The sequence below is a fragment of the Acinetobacter sp. YH12251 genome, from assembly GCF_013417465.1.
In the GTDB taxonomy this organism is placed as follows: domain Bacteria; phylum Pseudomonadota; class Gammaproteobacteria; order Pseudomonadales; family Moraxellaceae; genus Acinetobacter; species Acinetobacter amyesii.
The window spans coordinates 15545-30858 of record NZ_VPDZ01000007.1; the positions used below are offsets into that span (position 1 = coordinate 15545).

The window sequence follows — 15314 nt, forward strand, 5'->3', positions numbered from 1 at the left end:
TCCTAAATCAAATCGAATTATTTGGTGCTTTCGCTTAACTCTTGTGCCAACTCTTGGCTACGCTTTTGCGCTGCGGCTAAAGCGGCCTGAATATTTTGTGAAATTTGAGCATGATCAAATACTTCAATCGCAGCTTGTGTGGTACCGTTTGGAGAGGTTACATTTTTACGCAACTCCGCAGGACTGTTGGCACTGGTAATCGCCATTTGTGCAGCGCCCAATGCAGTTTGCAAGGTTAGCGCTGTAGCTACCTTTTCATCCAAGCCCATGTTTTTACCTGCACGGATCATACTTTCCATCATATAGAAAAAGTATGCAGGACCTGAGCCAGAAACTGCTGTTACCGCATCAATTTGCGCTTCTGAGTTTACCCAAAGTGTTAAACCCGTTGAAGCCAAAACTTGACTTGCAAGATCACGATCTTCAGCTGAAACCGCTTCACCTGCATATAAGCCATGCGCACCGGTTTGAACTAAAGCCGGTGTATTTGGCATGACACGAACAATACGCTCTGTGCCTAATAATTTTGAAATCGTTGCAATTTCTGCACCTGCAACAATTGAAATCACTAACTTCCCTTCTAGCAACCCTTGTAATGGTGCCAAAACTTTTGCTAACACCTGAGGTTTAACGGCAAAAAGAACAATGTCAGCTTCTCGAATTGCTGCAACATTATCATCGGTCACATGCAAATCTTTTTCAGCCAAAAGCTCACGTACTTTTTCTACGGGATCTGAAACTGTAATACGTGTAGTCGGGACACCACGTGCAATCAGGCCACCAATTAAAGCCTGTGCCATGTTGCCGCCACCAATGAAACTGATATTACAATTTAGAATTGCGCTCATGATTGAAGATCCGATATTGCAGATTTAGCGTTAAGAGATAATGTCGGTTGCCAGCCAGCTTGAGTACAAAATTCAGACTGCGCCAACCAAAAGCCCTGAGGCGTAAAGACGCCTAGCATAACATTATCTCGGCTTAATATTTGAATAGTATGACGCTGCCATGGAAAAATTTGCGCCTGCTGAATGGCTTTTTTCAAAGGCCAACTTCCGACACGACCATATAAATGAATTTTTTCGCCGCCAAGGCGTGGGCGTATCTGCAGTTGCTGCCCCAATAATTCAGGTGATAAGCCAACCTCTGAGGGTTGAATCACGAAATGTCCTGCAGGCAACTTGAGGCACTGACCTGCAACACAAGTTACAACCTCAACCTCTTGAATGGGTTCAGTTGGCAGATACTCCGCTTTGGCAATCCGATGAAGTTGCTGTTGAAAGCGCAGATAATAAAATCCATTCCAGTGTAATGCCGCTTGCGAGTCTTCGCGTGAGCCAATCACTTCTGAAAATAAACGCTGTACCATTTCAAAACTTGGACGATATTGCCCCTCACCTTTCATCCAGTGCGATAACAACTGACGCTGACGTGCCTGACTGAGCTGTTGTAAAGCAGCCAAAGATAACATTTGCGATGAACCACAGGCCGCTAAATCTTGCTGCAACACCTCATATAAAATTTCATCAGCATCTTGCATCAAGTAACTGGTTCGGCTCAGAGCTTGCTGCATTTTAGGAAATCGCTCACTGAGTAGTGGCCACAAAATTTCACGACTCCACGCACGGTCATAGTCGGTATCAAAATTGGTGAGGTCTTGAATATTTTGCACATGCAGCTGTGCTGCCCATTGGCAAATTTGCTCACGTGAAAGATCTAATAGCGGACGCCATAATGTAAAATCTTCACGTACATCGAATTTTTTCATGGCAGCAAGGCCATGGACACCGGCACCTGAAAGTAGCCGCAATATCAGTGTCTCGGCTTGATCTTGCTGATGATGCGCAAGTAGCAATATTTCATCTGCTTGTAAATGTTGGGCAAAGGCTTGATAGCGGGCTGAGCGGGCTTGGTTTTCAAGGTTACCTTGCGCAACCTGAACTTTTTGTATAATGAATGGAAGATTTAGCGCTGCACACTGAGCACGTACAAACTCACCCCAAGCGTGACTACACGCTTGTAGTTGGTGATCAATATAAATTACCCGCATTTTTTCAGGGCACAAAAACGACATAAGATGCAGCAGCAACATGGAATCCATGCCACCACTACATCCTATTAAAAATCGGCTTTGTTCAGGCAGCGCCTGAATTTGACTTAAGCAGTCAGCCCTAAATTGTCGCTGCCAAACTTCATTAAACGCTGATAACGCGCTTCGCATCGTTCGTTTGCATCCATTGGTTGCAGTTCTTCTAGAGCTTGCTTCAAGACCACTTTCAAATCCTGCATGACTTTTTCAGGGTTTAAATGTGCGCCCTCCGCTTCGTCCACCACGTATTCCACAATGCCCATCTTCTGCAATTTATCTGCCGTCAATGCCAATGCTTCACTTGCTTGCTCTGCTTTTTCTGCAGTTTTCCACAAAATAGATGCACAGCCTTCCGGTGAAATCACTGAATAAATACTGTGAGATAACATAATCACACGGTCAGCTACGCCGATACCGAGCGCACCACCCGAACCACCTTCACCCAATACCGTTGCCACTACAGGCACTTTAAGTGAAGAAAGCTGAGCTAAGCTAGTTGCAATCGCTTCGGCCTGACCACGCTCTTCTGCACCCACACCTGGGTACGCACCCATGGTATCAATAAAGGTAAAGACTGGCAGATTAAAACGCTCGGCCATATCCAATAAACGCTGTGCTTTACGGTAACCTTCGGGGTTACTCATACCAAAATTATGCTGTAATTTTTCACGTGTACTACGACCACGGTGCTGACCTACGATCATCACAGGCTGACCATCTAAACGAGCCAAACCACCAATCATCGCTCCGTCATCACCAAATAGGCGGTCACCGTGCAAAGCATCGAACTCTGTAAAAATTTCGCCAACATAATCCAAAAACTGCGGACGTTCAGGATGACGTGCGATCTGAACCGTAGTCCAGGCTTTAGATTGAGCTGCTTTATTTTTCATAGGTCGATCATTATCCCTAACTTAACTGGTCTGTTAATTGATAAATTGTTCCGACTGGATATTCAGTTCAATATCCCAATGCTTAAATTGCACCTGCTCATCATGCAAGTCTGCAACCAACAAAGGCCACTGTTTGGCATCACCAGAAACACTAAGTTGCCATTGTTGCGCATTGTCCACGCTTAATTCAATGGCAGGAAGCATCTCATCGCTGCGACTATGATTTAATAAAACTGCTAAACGAAGCAATAGACATAAGTAAACAAGTTTGTTACCACCGACTTTCATCACATCAATGCGCGCGTCACTACGTAACTTACGACGATGATGCGCCACTAAATGCGACAAATGGTTTTGATCAATTTGTGAGAAACCCGGAATATCCGAATGTTGCAGTAAATAAGCACCATGACGATGGTAACCACTATGACTGATCGCTAAGCCAATTTCATGCAAATACGCTGCACGACGCAGTAAATCACTGTCATCACTGGTCAAATTCAGTGCGGTCGCCACACCATTAAACAGTTGTTGAGCGGTATTTACCACACGTTCAGCTTGTTTCATATCTGCGTTGTAGCGCCCCATCAACGCATGTACAGAACGGTCACGAACATCTTCATGTTGGAAACGTCCCAATAGGTCGTACATCACGCCTTCACGTAACGCGCCATCAGAATAAACCAATTTATCGATATTCAGCACATCAAAGACTGCATACAAAATGGCAATGCCGGCTGGCAAAACTGCTCGACGGTCTTCTTTTAGACCATCAAATTCCATTTCATTGACATGCTTATATTTAAGCAATTTATCTTTGAGTTTAAATAAACCGTCACGTGTCAGTTCTTCCTGATCGTTGCTCCAGCCCATATTGACACAAATCTGACGACACGCTTTGATCGTGCCACTTGAACCGACAACAGTATCCCAGCCCGCAGCTTTATAAGTGTTGGCAATGCCTGCGATTTCCTTGCGAGCAGCATTTACCGCTTTATCAAAACTTTTCAGGTTAATTTCACCATCAGCAAAAAACGCTTTGGTAAAAGCGACACAGCCCATTTGCACAGATTCTGTATGAATCGGTTCAAACTCTTCACCAATAATCAACTCTGTTGAACCCCCACCGATATCAATCACAAGGCGGCGACCACTATTTGCCATGGTATGTGAAACCCCCAAATAAATGAGACGGGCTTCTTCACGACCAGCAATGATTTCAATTGGTTTTGGTAAAATTTCAGCGGCTTTTTGAATAAATTCATGACCATTTTTTGCTTGACGCAAGGCATTTGTCGCCACAATACGTAAACGGTTAGCTTGTACAGGATTTAAACGCCCCACAAAACGTGCTAGGCAGGCTAATCCTCGTTGCTGTGCGGCTTCAGTCAAATTTTTATTTTCGTCTAGACCTGCGGCAAGCTGTACTTTTTCTGACATTGATGCAACTTTTTTCACTTCACCATGGTCTACGCGTGCGATAGCCAAGTGGAAGCTGTTCGATCCCATATCGATAGCAGCAAGTAATTCTTCATCAATCAAAAAATCAGACATTATTCAAAAAAACCTGTTCAGAATTGTGCTTAGATTAATTCACATACATGTAATTTAAAAGCCATTTATGAGTAGTTCGGCCGGAACTTATCGATTTTTTATCTGAAGCAATGATAGTCATACACGATCATCGGCATCGTGATCATCCATTAGACAAACTCGCCATTCAGGTCGAAAATTTACATAACCCCCTACATTGTTATAGTTGGCTATGTAATACTTATAAACATAGAGTCAACTTAAAAATTAATTCCGGAGCAAAATCCATGTCTGGCAATATCGTAAATACAACTGATGAAAACTTCCAAGCCGATGTACTAGAGTCTGATACTCCTGTACTTGTAGATTTCTGGGCAGGTTGGTGTGCTCCTTGTAAAGCCATTGCACCTGTACTTGAAGTACTTTCAACTGAGTTTGAAGGCAAAGTTAAAATCGTTAAAGTAGACGTTACTTCTTGCGAACAAACAGCTGTAAACTACAACATCCGTAACATTCCTGCATTATTAATGTTTAAAAACGGCGAAGTTGTAGCAACCCAAGTCGGTGCAGCACCAAAATCTAAATTGACAGCTTTCATCGAAGAAAACATCTAATATTTTTTCGATAAAAACACTCGAAAATACGCTGTTTTACACAGCGTATTTTTTTGGTTGATAAATTGACAAATGCTGTGTTCTCTCTTATATTGTTTACTCAAGAAATTAAGGATCTCAAATCCTGTCATTTTCTTACAACACAACACATAAAATGCCGCTCGGCAACAGAATTGTTTTTCACATCTCTCTTCATATAACGAATCAGATCTCTGAATTGTTTTGTGCAAACCAATTGCTATCGTTTCTTGCATGATCGCGGCACATTTGTTGCTCCCTTTTCCAACCTGTACCTCAGAATTTTAGATTCTATCTGACCACCTATGAACTTAACCGAACTCAAGAAAAAACCGATTGGCGAACTCATCAAGATTGCCGAGTTTATGGGCCTCGAAGGAATGGCTCGTAACCGTAAGCAAGATATTATTTTTGCCATCTTAAAGCGCCACGCAATGAACGGCGAAGAGATTTTTGGTGATGGCGTTCTAGAAATTCTGTCGGACGGCTTTGGTTTCTTACGCTCTGCAGCGGGTTCTTACCTAGCCGGCCCTGACGATATCTATGTGAGCCCATCACAAATCCGTCGCTTCAACCTTCGTACTGGTGACACTATTACAGGTACGATTCGTCCACCTAAAGAAGGCGAACGTTACTTTGCATTATTAAAAGTTAATCAAATTAACTACGACACACCCGAAAACTCACGTAATAAGATTCTTTTCGAAAACTTAACACCTTTATTTCCAACCGAACAATTGGTAATGGAATTAGGTAATGGTACAACAGAAGACTTAACTGCGCGTGTGGTCGACTTGGTTGCTCCGATTGGTAAAGGTCAACGTTCAATTATCGTTGCACCGCCAAAAGCGGGTAAAACCATGTTGTTACAAAACATCGCTCAGTCGATTGTTCGTAACAATCCTGAATGTTTCTTGATTGTCCTTCTGATTGACGAACGTCCTGAAGAAGTAACAGAAATGGAACGTACTGTTCGTGGTGAAGTAGTTGCTTCAACATTCGATGAATCACCAGCTCGTCACGTACAAGTTGCAGAGATGGTAATTGAAAAAGCGAAACGTCTTGTAGAACACAAAAAAGATGTAGTGATTTTGCTTGACTCAATTACTCGTTTAGCACGTGCTTACAACACCGTGATTCCGTCATCTGGTAAAGTTCTTACTGGTGGTGTGGATGCCCATGCTTTAGAACGTCCAAAACGTTTCTTCGGTGCAGCACGTAATATCGAAGAAGGTGGTTCACTGACAATTATCTCAACTGCGTTGATTGAAACTGGCAGTAAGATGGATGAAGTGATCTACGAAGAATTCAAAGGTACAGGTAACCAAGAAATTACCCTAGACCGTCGTATTGCTGAAAAACGCGTGTTCCCTGCGATGAATATCAAAAAATCAGGTACACGTCGTGAAGAGCGTTTGATGTCTGAAGATAACCTACGTAAAGTTTGGATTTTACGTAAATTGCTTCATACACAAGACGAACTTGCAGCGATGGAATTCTTGCTTGATCGTATGAAAGAAACCAAAACCAATGATGATTTCTTCGATCAAATGAAACGTAAAGCATCCAACTAAGTTGAATGTTTGACTGAAAAGGCCATCTATAACGATGGCCTTTTTATTTGGTTGACTTTAGTTACACAAAGAAACATTTGATAGATCTCCATGTAAACTTATTTTCAAGTTTATGATTATAAAAAATATATTTTAAAAAACCCTATTCTTTTTAGTAGTTTATTTGCTATTTCGCCAATATAAAACTTTCTCTTAATTGTTATTTTCTGTTAAAAAATGGCCGTTTTTCACCTATTTTTAACGGTTTTTTCAAAGTCACTAGTAGCATTTCAAAATACTCAGTGATAGCATACACGCAGACCAGTTAGACTGCTCTATGCATTTTTAATACCTATTCAAATTAGGCATAATAAAAGCACACAACAGACTAACGCAGGTTATTTTTTAATCTCATATTTTAGAGAGTGATGCCATGTTATTCAAAAAAATCGCTATTGCTGCTGCAGTTGCTACTACTTTAGCTTTCGTTGGTTGTGCTAAAAAAACTGAAGAAGCTGCTCCTGCTGCTGCATCTGAAGCTGCTGCTTCTGAAGTAGTTGCTGCTTCTGACGCTGCTGCTGTTGAAGCTACTGCTGCTGCTTCTGAAGCTACTGCTGCTGCTTCTGAAGCTACTGCTGCTGCTTCTGAAGCTACTACTGCTGCTTCTGAAGCTGCTGCTCAATAATCTAACCGATTATTCAGCACAAAAAGAGAGCCCTTTGGCTCTCTTTTTTATTGCCTCAAACTTTAAACCCTAGTTCATAAAAAGAGCTAAAATTCAAAATACTAAGCCCATGCTTATTGAAAAATAAAAACTGACAATTTAGCTAAAGGAAAGCCACAATCAACCTCTACGACAATTCAACTCAACTCAACTCAACTCAAGTATATCATCTCACTTTAAAACAAATATTCTTCAACATGAATTGTGCGATAGATGATGAGCACTGCGCCTCCTAAATCAAAGGAAAAAAAAAGCAGATCAATTGATCTGCTCATTTCCAACACGTTGACGGAATTTTTGTCCCGCACGGAAGGTCACTACACGACGGGCAGAAATCGGAATTTCTTCACCCGTTTTCGGGTTACGGCCTGGGCGTTGACGTTTATCACGCAACTCGAAGTTACCGAAACCTGAGAGTTTAACTTGTTCCCCAGAGATTAGCGCTTGGCTAATCTCATCGAAGAATAACTCGACCATTTGTTTTGCTTCACGACGGTTTAAACTCGTGAGCTCACTTAAATGATCAGCCATTTCTGCTTTTGTTAATGCTGTCATGAAGCCCTCAATGTCGCCTGGTAAGTGTTTTCCAACACCTGAAGTATGTTATCCATACCGGTTTTGATTTCAGCATCTTCTAATGTACGTGTTGGATGTTGCCATTGAATTGCAAACGCCAATGAGCGCTTGCCTTCTTCGACACCTTGACCAGTGTACACATCGAATAACCAAACTGCGTCTAAAAGCTCACCGCCGGTTTTTTCGATAAGTTGCTGAATTTCACTAACATTAATCTTATCACTAATTAAAAGAGCAATATCACGTCGAACCGACGGAAAACGTGATAATTCTGTAAAATTAGATACATAAGTTTGCAAAACAGCCGATTGATCTAATTCAGCAACCCAAGTAGTCGCCAAATCCAACTCATCTTCTAAAGATGGGTGTAAACGACCAAAGTAACCAATTGATTGACCATTGACTAAGATTTCAGCAGATTGACCCGGATGTAACCACGTACGCTCTGAACGTACATATTCAACATTTAAACGTGCAGAATTTAAAATCTCCTCTACATCGCCTTTAAAGTCAAAGAAATCCATAGGCTGTGCTTTACCATGCCAAGATTCAGTCGTACGTGAACCTGTTGCAACTAGTGCAAAGGTTGGGATCTGTTTAAGATCATGAATGCTGTTCGCACCTTGATAATCAAAACGTAGACCAAGCTCATAGAAACGAACACGATTTTGCTGACGGTTCACGTTGTATTGCACACATGGGATCAAACTTGATAATAAGGTTGAACGCATCACTGCAAGGTCGCTAGAAATCGGGTTTGCAAGCGCTAGTGGTTGAACCTGTGGATTCAATTGTTTCTCTAGTTTCGCATCTGCAAAGCTAAAGCTAATTGCTTCTTGATAACCCAAAGCCACTGCAGTTTGACGTAACTGAACCAATTCAAATTGGTCTTGGTATTTCGCCAGTTTGACATCAATCACCGGCAAGCTAATTTGAATATTGTCGTAACCGTGAATACGTGCCACTTCTTCGATGAGGTCTTGATAAATCGCCATATCAAAGCGGTGTGATGGCGGTACAACTGTCCACTCACCTTCTGCTTTCACAGTAACATTGCAACCCAAACGCGTTAAAGCATCGGTAATAAATGCAGATTCAACTTTATAACCAAGCAGTTGATCAACTTGTGCTTGATTTAGTTCAATGGCTTCACGTTTTGGTAATAACTCTACTTTTTCAGCAACAGTAATTGGACCAAATTCACCGCCAGCTAAATCAGCAATAAGCTGAGAAGCACGGTGCATTGCTGTCATCGGCAATTCAAAATCTACACCACGTTCATAACGCTGAGAGGCATCGGTATGCAAACCAAAACTACGTGCACGACCTGCGATATAGAGTTGATCAAAGAACGCTGACTCAAGGAAAATTTCAGTGGTATCATCAGAAACCGCTGAACTTAGGCCACCCATGATTCCTGCAATCGCCAAAGCTTTTTGATCATCCGCAATCACCATCACGTTTTCAGATAATTCAACTTCTTGTTCATTCAACAACGTTAATTTTTCTGCTGCTGTTGCTTGGCGTACACGAACAGAACCTTCAACTTTACCGCCATCGAATGCATGTAAAGGTTGACCCAATTCCATTAAAACGTAGTTGGTAATATCGACCAAAATACTGTGCTGACGAATGCCTGCACGAGCTAATGCACGCTCCATCCACTCAGGAGTTGGTGCTTTGGTATTGACGTTTTTGATTACACGGCCTAAATAGCGTGGGCAACCATCCGTAGCAATAACGACATTTTTTTCATCGTTAATGGTTGCAGCAACTTCTGTAATCACTGGTGCAGTCACAGGGAGTTGGTTAATCACACCAATTTCACGTGCAATACCACGAATACTGAAGCAGTCACCACGGTTTGGCGTGATGCTGATATCAATCACATTGTCATCAAGATCTAAATATTCACGAATATTTGTGCCTACAGGAGCATCTGCAGGAAGCTCCAATAGACCGTCGATTTTGTCTTCAAGATCAATTTCAGACGCACCACACAGCATGCCTTGCGATTCAACACCACGAAGCTTGCCTTTTTTGATTTTGAAATCGCCCGGAAGTACGGCACCAATGGTTGCTACAGGAGCTTTCATGCCTGCACGTACGTTTGGAGCACCACAAACGATTTGTAACGGCTCGCCTGAACCAATATTTACGGTAGTGACACGTAAACGGTCAGCATCGGGATGTTGAACCACTGTTAAAACTTCACCGACTACTACACCAGTAAATGGTTTTGCAGCAGGAGATAAATCATCAACTTCTAAACCTAACATGGTCAGTTGGTCAGAAAGTGTATCGCTATCAATGGCTGGGTTAACCCATGTACGCAACCAATTTTCGCTAATTTTCATTTATAAAAACCTATTTATCTAAATTCTTAATCCCCCTCTAACTCCCTCTTCATTTAAAGGGGAGAACTCCTCTACTTCTAATTGATTTCGAGAAGTCCCTCTCCTTTTTAAAGGAGAGGTTAGGGAGAGGTATAAAACTGTTTAAGCAAATTGGCGTAAGAAACGCACATCATTTTGGTAGAACATACGTAGGTCATTAATGCCATAACGCAACATTGCAAAACGTTCTACACCTAAACCGAAGGCAAAGCCTTTGTATTTTTCTGGGTCAATGCCAGCGGCTTGTAAAACGTTTGGATGCACCATACCGCAGCCCAAAACTTCCAACCATTTACCACGTTCATCCATGATATCCACTTCCGCACTTGGCTCTGTAAATGGGAAATAAGATGGACGGAAACGTACTTTCAAATCTTTTTCAAAGAATTCATTTAACAAGTTCACCAACAAACCTTTAAGTTCTGCAAAGCTGGTGTTTTCAGCCACATACAAACCTTCGATTTGATGGAACATTGGCGAATGCGTTTGGTCCGAGTCACAGCGATAAACACGACCAGGACACACAATACGAATTGGTGGCTGACTCGTTTCCATGGTACGAATTTGCACGCCTGAGGTATGCGTACGAAGTAAATGATTCGCATCAAAATAGAAAGTGTCGTGCATCGCACGTGCAGGGTGATGACCCGGAATGTTCAATGCTTCAAAGTTGTGATAATCATCTTCAACTTCTGGACCGGTCGCAACAGTAAAGCCAGCTTTGGTAAAGAATTGGCAAATACGTTCTTGAACTTGAGTCACAGGGTGAATACTACCCACCGTTTGACCACGGCCGGGTAAAGTAATATCAATCGTTTCGCTAGCAAGCTTTTGTTCTAATGCAGCTTTTTGTAATTCAGCTTGACGAGCAGTCAGTGCGCCAGTAATCGATTCACGAACGGCATGAATTTGAGCACCAAAAACTTTACGTTCTTCTGGGTCCATTTTACCGAGCGACTTCGATTGTTCCGCGAGCTGGCTTTTCTTCCCTGTAAATTGCACTCGCACTTGGTCGAGTGTAGCAAGGTCCTCTGCTGCTGCAATCGCAGCGAGCGCTTCAGTGGTCAGGGCTTCCAGTGACATAGTAACTCTCAAAGCAACAATTTAAAAAAATAATATAAACCCCTTATTCTAACAGTTTTTAGCCGTTATGATGAAGCGCATTCACAAGTTAAAATTGCATTAGCATCAAGTTTTAAAAAAAGTATAAGATAAACACAATATCAATAGGATCCAATCTTTATGGCACTCGATCCAATCTGGAAACAACAGCTCACACTCGTCACTTATGGCAATGAATTTCTCAACCAAGGTTTGAGTTTTCAACGTTGGTTGAATCACCACATTTTTGATCAGCACAGTTTCCATTTTCGTGATTTGCTATCACAGCATTTATTGGCTCAACATTTCCAAATTTGGCTAGAAGGCTTAAAAAAACACGGGGTACAACGCTTAAGTCTACATAGCTCCAGCTTGCTGAATGATGAACAAAATCCGAATGCTAACGTTGAACTTCTTCCCTTTGCCCATTTTATTGTAAGCCACGAAAAAAATAAAAAGCAGGCATGGATTTTTGGTAAAGAACTTGCCGAGTGGTATAACGCAGAAAATGACTATGAAGCACCGGCATCCCAACAACTGCAAATTCGTCGAGAAACCTTTTGGCGCTATGAGCTGAACCATAAACTCATTAAACGCATCGAAGCAGATATGCAGTTACCAAAATGGGATGATATTCATAACTTCACTGAAGCAGAATTATTTTTACAAAAACCTGCGGAAGGTTTTATTGAGCCGGAGGTGTTGGGCACACCTTATTATGGTACACAGCCTGATCTAAGCAGCGAATCGAATGAATCTACAAAACTTGCACTCTTGCCAACGGATGCACAAGCGGATTTTGCACATGACAGCTTGTATCGCCTAGAAGCATTAAACCGCCACATTCAATCTAAAATTCAGCATCCCTATCATGCAGATGGCAGCATCTATACACCTGAAGAACAGTTAAATTTGCGCCATTTTGCTCAAAAAACTGAAGATTTAACGGCTAAATTTATTGTAAAAGTCGCCAATCACTATAAAACTGCACGTTTAACTCCTGTGGTCGAAAGCTCTCCTCTGGATGGATTTAAAACTGAGCAAAGAAAATCATATCCTCAACTTGCACACACGCCAAATCCAACCAATAAACCCGGTGCAGGTGGAGTGATTACTTTAATTATTATTACGGTAGTGATTTGCTTATTGGCTTATTACTTCGGACTTTAACTGTATAAATGTAATTGACATTAAAAAGCCCTTCTCATAGAAGGGCTTTTTTATAAACATACTTCTGTATGAAAGACCTCAAAATTATGAGGTCGTTAAATAATTAAACGGACGAATTTCTAATCGAACGCGATGCTGATCGGCATGTTGATTAATATAATGACTGACAGAGACTACTTCCCCCTCAAGCTCTGCGTCTGCACCATACATGATTTTGACTGCCTCACCTTTGCGGGGAATAATTTCGAGCTCTACAGTAATGCTACCTTGACCCATACCAACTATTTCAGCCAACATTTTATTTTCCTTTGTTCTTTTCTATCCATACATTAGGCATGTCGCAAAGCGCGGTATAAAGATTATTTCTGTAACTTAACTGCACTTTTTATTGATAAAACATCAAAACTTAAACATCAAAAACATAAGAGTCCAATTGTTCTAAAAATGCATCAACTGCATTTGCAGACTTTAAACGAATCCATTGAATATGTTGATATTCAGGTGCATTCATCATCTGTAGATATTTTTCACGATTCGTTTTATGGGTTTTAATCATCCACCAGACAATGGAATCTCGACCAAACATCCGCCACAAACTTTCCTGATTATTTGAATCTGGCCAAAGATCTTGTTTGGACTTAGCCCGAGAAATTGCGCGCTTTACAGAGCGGTATAAATTGACTGGAAACGGAAGGTCTAACCATATCACCGTATCTATTTCAGACCATTTAACAGGAATCGCCCGAGTATAATTGCCATCAATAACATAACCATTTTTCGCTTTAGCAATTTCAGCTCCGATACGTGCAAAAAAGATTTCATCAGGACACTCCTGCCAGTCATCCAACCAAAATAGGTTATCTAGCTCAATATAATGCAGCCCTAATTTTTCCGCCAAAGCTCTGGAAAAGGTTGATTTTCCAGTGGCCGATGTACCGACTACGTTTATTCTTTTCATTGTCATGATGATCTACTTGAGCCTGGTGAATCTACTTCAAGATAACAGCATTGGATCTGTAGGTTAACTTTTATTCTTCACGATAATCCAAAAGATCTGCATCGATATTGATAAAGTCAGGCTTTGGGGTTTGTTCAAATTGAACGGCTAATATATGCGACTGACTGGTTATACATGCTTTTGCGACTCGCTGCATACTATCCATCACTCGACCAATGGCACATAAAATAATGGGATAACTTAAGTCCGCAGCATTTACCAATTCCAGATGTTCAATAATTTGCTGTGTGGTCGGTGCAGATTTTGGAAACCAATATGCTTCATTTAACTCTTGAATGTCATTTACAGGGATTTGCTGAATCTTGAAATTCTGACTGAGTTTTAATAAATGATGTACATCCCAAACACACGTATCATCACCTACTTGGCGAAAGTGATACTGTTTGCGCATCAAGCAGTTACCTTTTGAATCAAATTAAAGCTAAGATAGCTAACAATTGAAAAATAAAAAAATGCTTCATTATGATAGATCATTACGAGCAATTTATTCTTGGTTTGCAATATAACGCTCAACGCTTTTTTAACCAGAAAATTTACTATGACGAGATTTTGCACCCATGGTGCCGCCAAGCTTGCGACATTTTCTTGATTCGCGATTTTAAAACCAATGCATTACTACATGATTCAGTTGATCATTTGATCATGTATATGGCTGAAAAGCGGATTAGAACATGCTCACTTTATCCATTTGATCTTCTTTTTGAGCATGCAAAACTTAATCAACATCCTCATTTTGACTTTGTAAAAACCAACTACCCTCTTGCTGTTTTCCACAACAATTTAAATCAAGCCTTTGCACTGGTTCAAATCCAATCAGAAACGAAAATTTTAGATATCAGCCCTATTGGTGATCCTCGGGAGTTTTGGGGTGCAAGTTCCACACAATTTCATGACGCATTCGGGCTGTTTACATTAATTGAGCTCAATCAACAACAGCGTAACGAATGCTTTTGCTTTGATAAAAAATCGAGTTGGAGCAGTTTAGTAAATAGCATTCAACTGGATTTATTTGAACATCCGTTTTCTACCCACATTCAGCCTCAATTTAAACTAATCCATAATTTGTATTATTATGGCCTTCTGGATGACTCACTCCCTCTTTTGGAGAATCCTCAAGCTTCACCTCAAGTTGGATTAAGTCTGCTTGAAATGCTCAATTCAATCGAAGCTGCTATCCAAAATTTAAAACATGTAAAAAACGAAAGCTCACCGATCCATTTATTTACAACCGAAGAATATGCACAACTATTGGATTATGAGTACAAACTGTCAGAACACCATGTAGATGTCACGTGCTATACAGCCAATCATTTCAACCGCGAAAATTTAGTCAATGATGAAGAGAAAGCTGTACTCAAACAACTACAGAAAAAATACCCCAAAGTTAATTATTTCAAGTCAACATCTAATCAAGCTCTTTCCGCCACCAACACTTCAACAGATAAAGAGCCTGAAAAACCATGGGTTGTATTTTTTTCTTTAGTTTTAATTTTTGCCATGCTATTCGCTTTACTTTATGGCTTTTATTTACTTTTTAAACAATTTGAGTTTATAAAATTTGCCGCAATCACAATTGGCATCATTGTGTTTTTAGCCATATGGTCGAAAAAATAAGATGTCTAATCAAAT

15 protein-coding genes are annotated in these 15314 nt (G+C 40.9%); 5 read left to right on the forward strand and 10 right to left on the reverse strand.

The genetic code is table 11. The features are described 5' to 3' along the window. Positions 1-17: 17 nt before the first annotated feature. From proC to ppx, 4 genes are read right to left on the reverse strand one after another with little or no spacing between them, the layout of a single operon-like run. Positions 18-848 carry a pyrroline-5-carboxylate reductase gene (gene proC, locus FTV27_RS07260; RefSeq protein WP_078192626.1) on the reverse strand — a complete coding sequence of 277 codons (831 nt, stop codon included), beginning with the start codon at positions 846-848 and terminating at the stop codon, positions 18-20. Further along, complete coding sequence (gene tilS, locus FTV27_RS07265; RefSeq protein WP_180077772.1) at positions 845-2221, reverse strand: tRNA lysidine(34) synthetase TilS; 1377 nt, start codon at positions 2219-2221, stop codon at positions 845-847. Before tilS ends, proC begins: the two co-directional genes overlap by 4 nt. Beyond that, a complete protein-coding gene (locus tag FTV27_RS07270; RefSeq protein ID WP_078189570.1) occupies positions 2158-2982 on the reverse strand; it encodes an acetyl-CoA carboxylase carboxyltransferase subunit alpha in 825 nt (274 codons plus the stop codon). The genes tilS and FTV27_RS07270 overlap by 64 nt, the downstream gene beginning before the upstream one ends. Before the next feature lie 33 nt (positions 2983-3015). Then, positions 3016-4536, reverse strand: coding sequence for an exopolyphosphatase (gene ppx, locus FTV27_RS07275; protein ID WP_078192628.1), 1521 nt, complete (start codon positions 4534-4536; stop codon positions 3016-3018). A gap of 266 nt (positions 4537-4802) precedes the next feature. Here ppx and trxA point away from each other — a divergent pair, with 266 nt between their 5' ends. The 3 genes from trxA (at position 4803) to FTV27_RS07290 (ending at position 7385) form a co-directional block, all read left to right on the forward strand. Further along, a complete protein-coding gene (gene trxA / locus FTV27_RS07280) occupies positions 4803-5129 on the forward strand; it encodes a thioredoxin (protein WP_078192629.1) in 327 nt (108 codons plus the stop codon). 323 nt (positions 5130-5452) lie between these two features. Then, on the forward strand, positions 5453-6721 hold the full coding sequence (gene rho / locus FTV27_RS07285) for a transcription termination factor Rho (RefSeq protein WP_067731074.1): 1269 nt from the start codon (positions 5453-5455) through the stop codon (positions 6719-6721). A gap of 412 nt (positions 6722-7133) precedes the next feature. Next, positions 7134-7385, forward strand: coding sequence for a hypothetical protein (locus FTV27_RS07290; protein WP_180005038.1), 252 nt, complete (start codon positions 7134-7136; stop codon positions 7383-7385). 297 nt (positions 7386-7682) lie between these two features. On the opposite strand, the gene FTV27_RS07295 is transcribed toward FTV27_RS07290, so the two are convergent. From FTV27_RS07295 to pheS, 3 genes are all read right to left on the reverse strand, one after another. After that, complete coding sequence (locus FTV27_RS07295; protein WP_004783565.1) at positions 7683-7979, reverse strand: integration host factor subunit alpha; 297 nt, start codon at positions 7977-7979, stop codon at positions 7683-7685. Next, the gene (gene pheT, locus FTV27_RS07300; RefSeq protein WP_180077774.1) at positions 7976-10357 is read right to left on the reverse strand and encodes a phenylalanine--tRNA ligase subunit beta; all 2382 of its coding nucleotides are present in this window, start codon (positions 10355-10357) and stop codon (positions 7976-7978) included. Before pheT ends, FTV27_RS07295 begins: the two co-directional genes overlap by 4 nt. Positions 10358-10498: 141 nt before the next feature. Beyond that, on the reverse strand, positions 10499-11479 hold the full coding sequence (gene pheS / locus FTV27_RS07305) for a phenylalanine--tRNA ligase subunit alpha (RefSeq protein WP_078189575.1): 981 nt from the start codon (positions 11477-11479) through the stop codon (positions 10499-10501). Positions 11480-11638: 159 nt separating this feature from the next. Between pheS and FTV27_RS07310 the strand changes: the two genes are divergently transcribed. Beyond that, on the forward strand, positions 11639-12667 hold the full coding sequence (locus tag FTV27_RS07310) for a hypothetical protein (protein ID WP_180077776.1): 1029 nt from the start codon (positions 11639-11641) through the stop codon (positions 12665-12667). Between the two features lie 84 nt (positions 12668-12751). Here FTV27_RS07310 and FTV27_RS07315 read toward each other — a convergent pair whose 3' ends face one another. The 3 genes from FTV27_RS07315 to FTV27_RS07325 form a co-directional block, all read right to left on the reverse strand. Continuing rightward, a complete protein-coding gene (locus FTV27_RS07315) occupies positions 12752-12964 on the reverse strand; it encodes a hypothetical protein (protein WP_180077778.1) in 213 nt (70 codons plus the stop codon). 109 nt (positions 12965-13073) lie between these two features. Then, positions 13074-13625, reverse strand: coding sequence for an AAA family ATPase (locus FTV27_RS07320; protein ID WP_180077780.1), 552 nt, complete (start codon positions 13623-13625; stop codon positions 13074-13076). Between the two features lie 70 nt (positions 13626-13695). Then, positions 13696-14076, reverse strand: coding sequence for a hypothetical protein (locus FTV27_RS07325; protein ID WP_180077782.1), 381 nt, complete (start codon positions 14074-14076; stop codon positions 13696-13698). Between the two features lie 257 nt (positions 14077-14333). Between FTV27_RS07325 and FTV27_RS07330 the strand changes: the two genes are divergently transcribed. Further along, the gene (locus FTV27_RS07330) at positions 14334-15299 is read left to right on the forward strand and encodes a hypothetical protein (protein ID WP_180077784.1); all 966 of its coding nucleotides are present in this window, start codon (positions 14334-14336) and stop codon (positions 15297-15299) included. The last annotated feature ends 15 nt before the right edge of the window (positions 15300-15314 follow it).

Coding starts and splice junctions, on each gene's coding strand:
- proC (WP_078192626.1), bottom strand. CDS start 848: ATGAGCGCAATTCTAAATTGTAATATCAGTTTCATTGGTGGCGGCAAC.
- tilS (WP_180077772.1), bottom strand. CDS start 2,221: ATGCGAAGCGCGTTATCAGCGTTTAATGAAGTTTGGCAGCGACAATTT.
- FTV27_RS07270 (WP_078189570.1), bottom strand. CDS start 2,982: ATGAAAAATAAAGCAGCTCAATCTAAAGCCTGGACTACGGTTCAGATC.
- ppx (WP_078192628.1), bottom strand. CDS start 4,536: ATGTCTGATTTTTTGATTGATGAAGAATTACTTGCTGCTATCGATATG.
- trxA (WP_078192629.1), top strand. CDS start 4,803: ATGTCTGGCAATATCGTAAATACAACTGATGAAAACTTCCAAGCCGAT.
- rho (WP_067731074.1), top strand. CDS start 5,453: ATGAACTTAACCGAACTCAAGAAAAAACCGATTGGCGAACTCATCAAG.
- FTV27_RS07290 (WP_180005038.1), top strand. CDS start 7,134: ATGTTATTCAAAAAAATCGCTATTGCTGCTGCAGTTGCTACTACTTTA.
- FTV27_RS07295 (WP_004783565.1), bottom strand. CDS start 7,979: ATGACAGCATTAACAAAAGCAGAAATGGCTGATCATTTAAGTGAGCTC.
- pheT (WP_180077774.1), bottom strand. CDS start 10,357: ATGAAAATTAGCGAAAATTGGTTGCGTACATGGGTTAACCCAGCCATT.
- pheS (WP_078189575.1), bottom strand. CDS start 11,479: ATGTCACTGGAAGCCCTGACCACTGAAGCGCTCGCTGCGATTGCAGCA.
- FTV27_RS07310 (WP_180077776.1), top strand. CDS start 11,639: ATGGCACTCGATCCAATCTGGAAACAACAGCTCACACTCGTCACTTAT.
- FTV27_RS07315 (WP_180077778.1), bottom strand. CDS start 12,964: ATGTTGGCTGAAATAGTTGGTATGGGTCAAGGTAGCATTACTGTAGAG.
- FTV27_RS07320 (WP_180077780.1), bottom strand. CDS start 13,625: ATGAAAAGAATAAACGTAGTCGGTACATCGGCCACTGGAAAATCAACC.
- FTV27_RS07325 (WP_180077782.1), bottom strand. CDS start 14,076: ATGCGCAAACAGTATCACTTTCGCCAAGTAGGTGATGATACGTGTGTT.
- FTV27_RS07330 (WP_180077784.1), top strand. CDS start 14,334: ATGGCTGAAAAGCGGATTAGAACATGCTCACTTTATCCATTTGATCTT.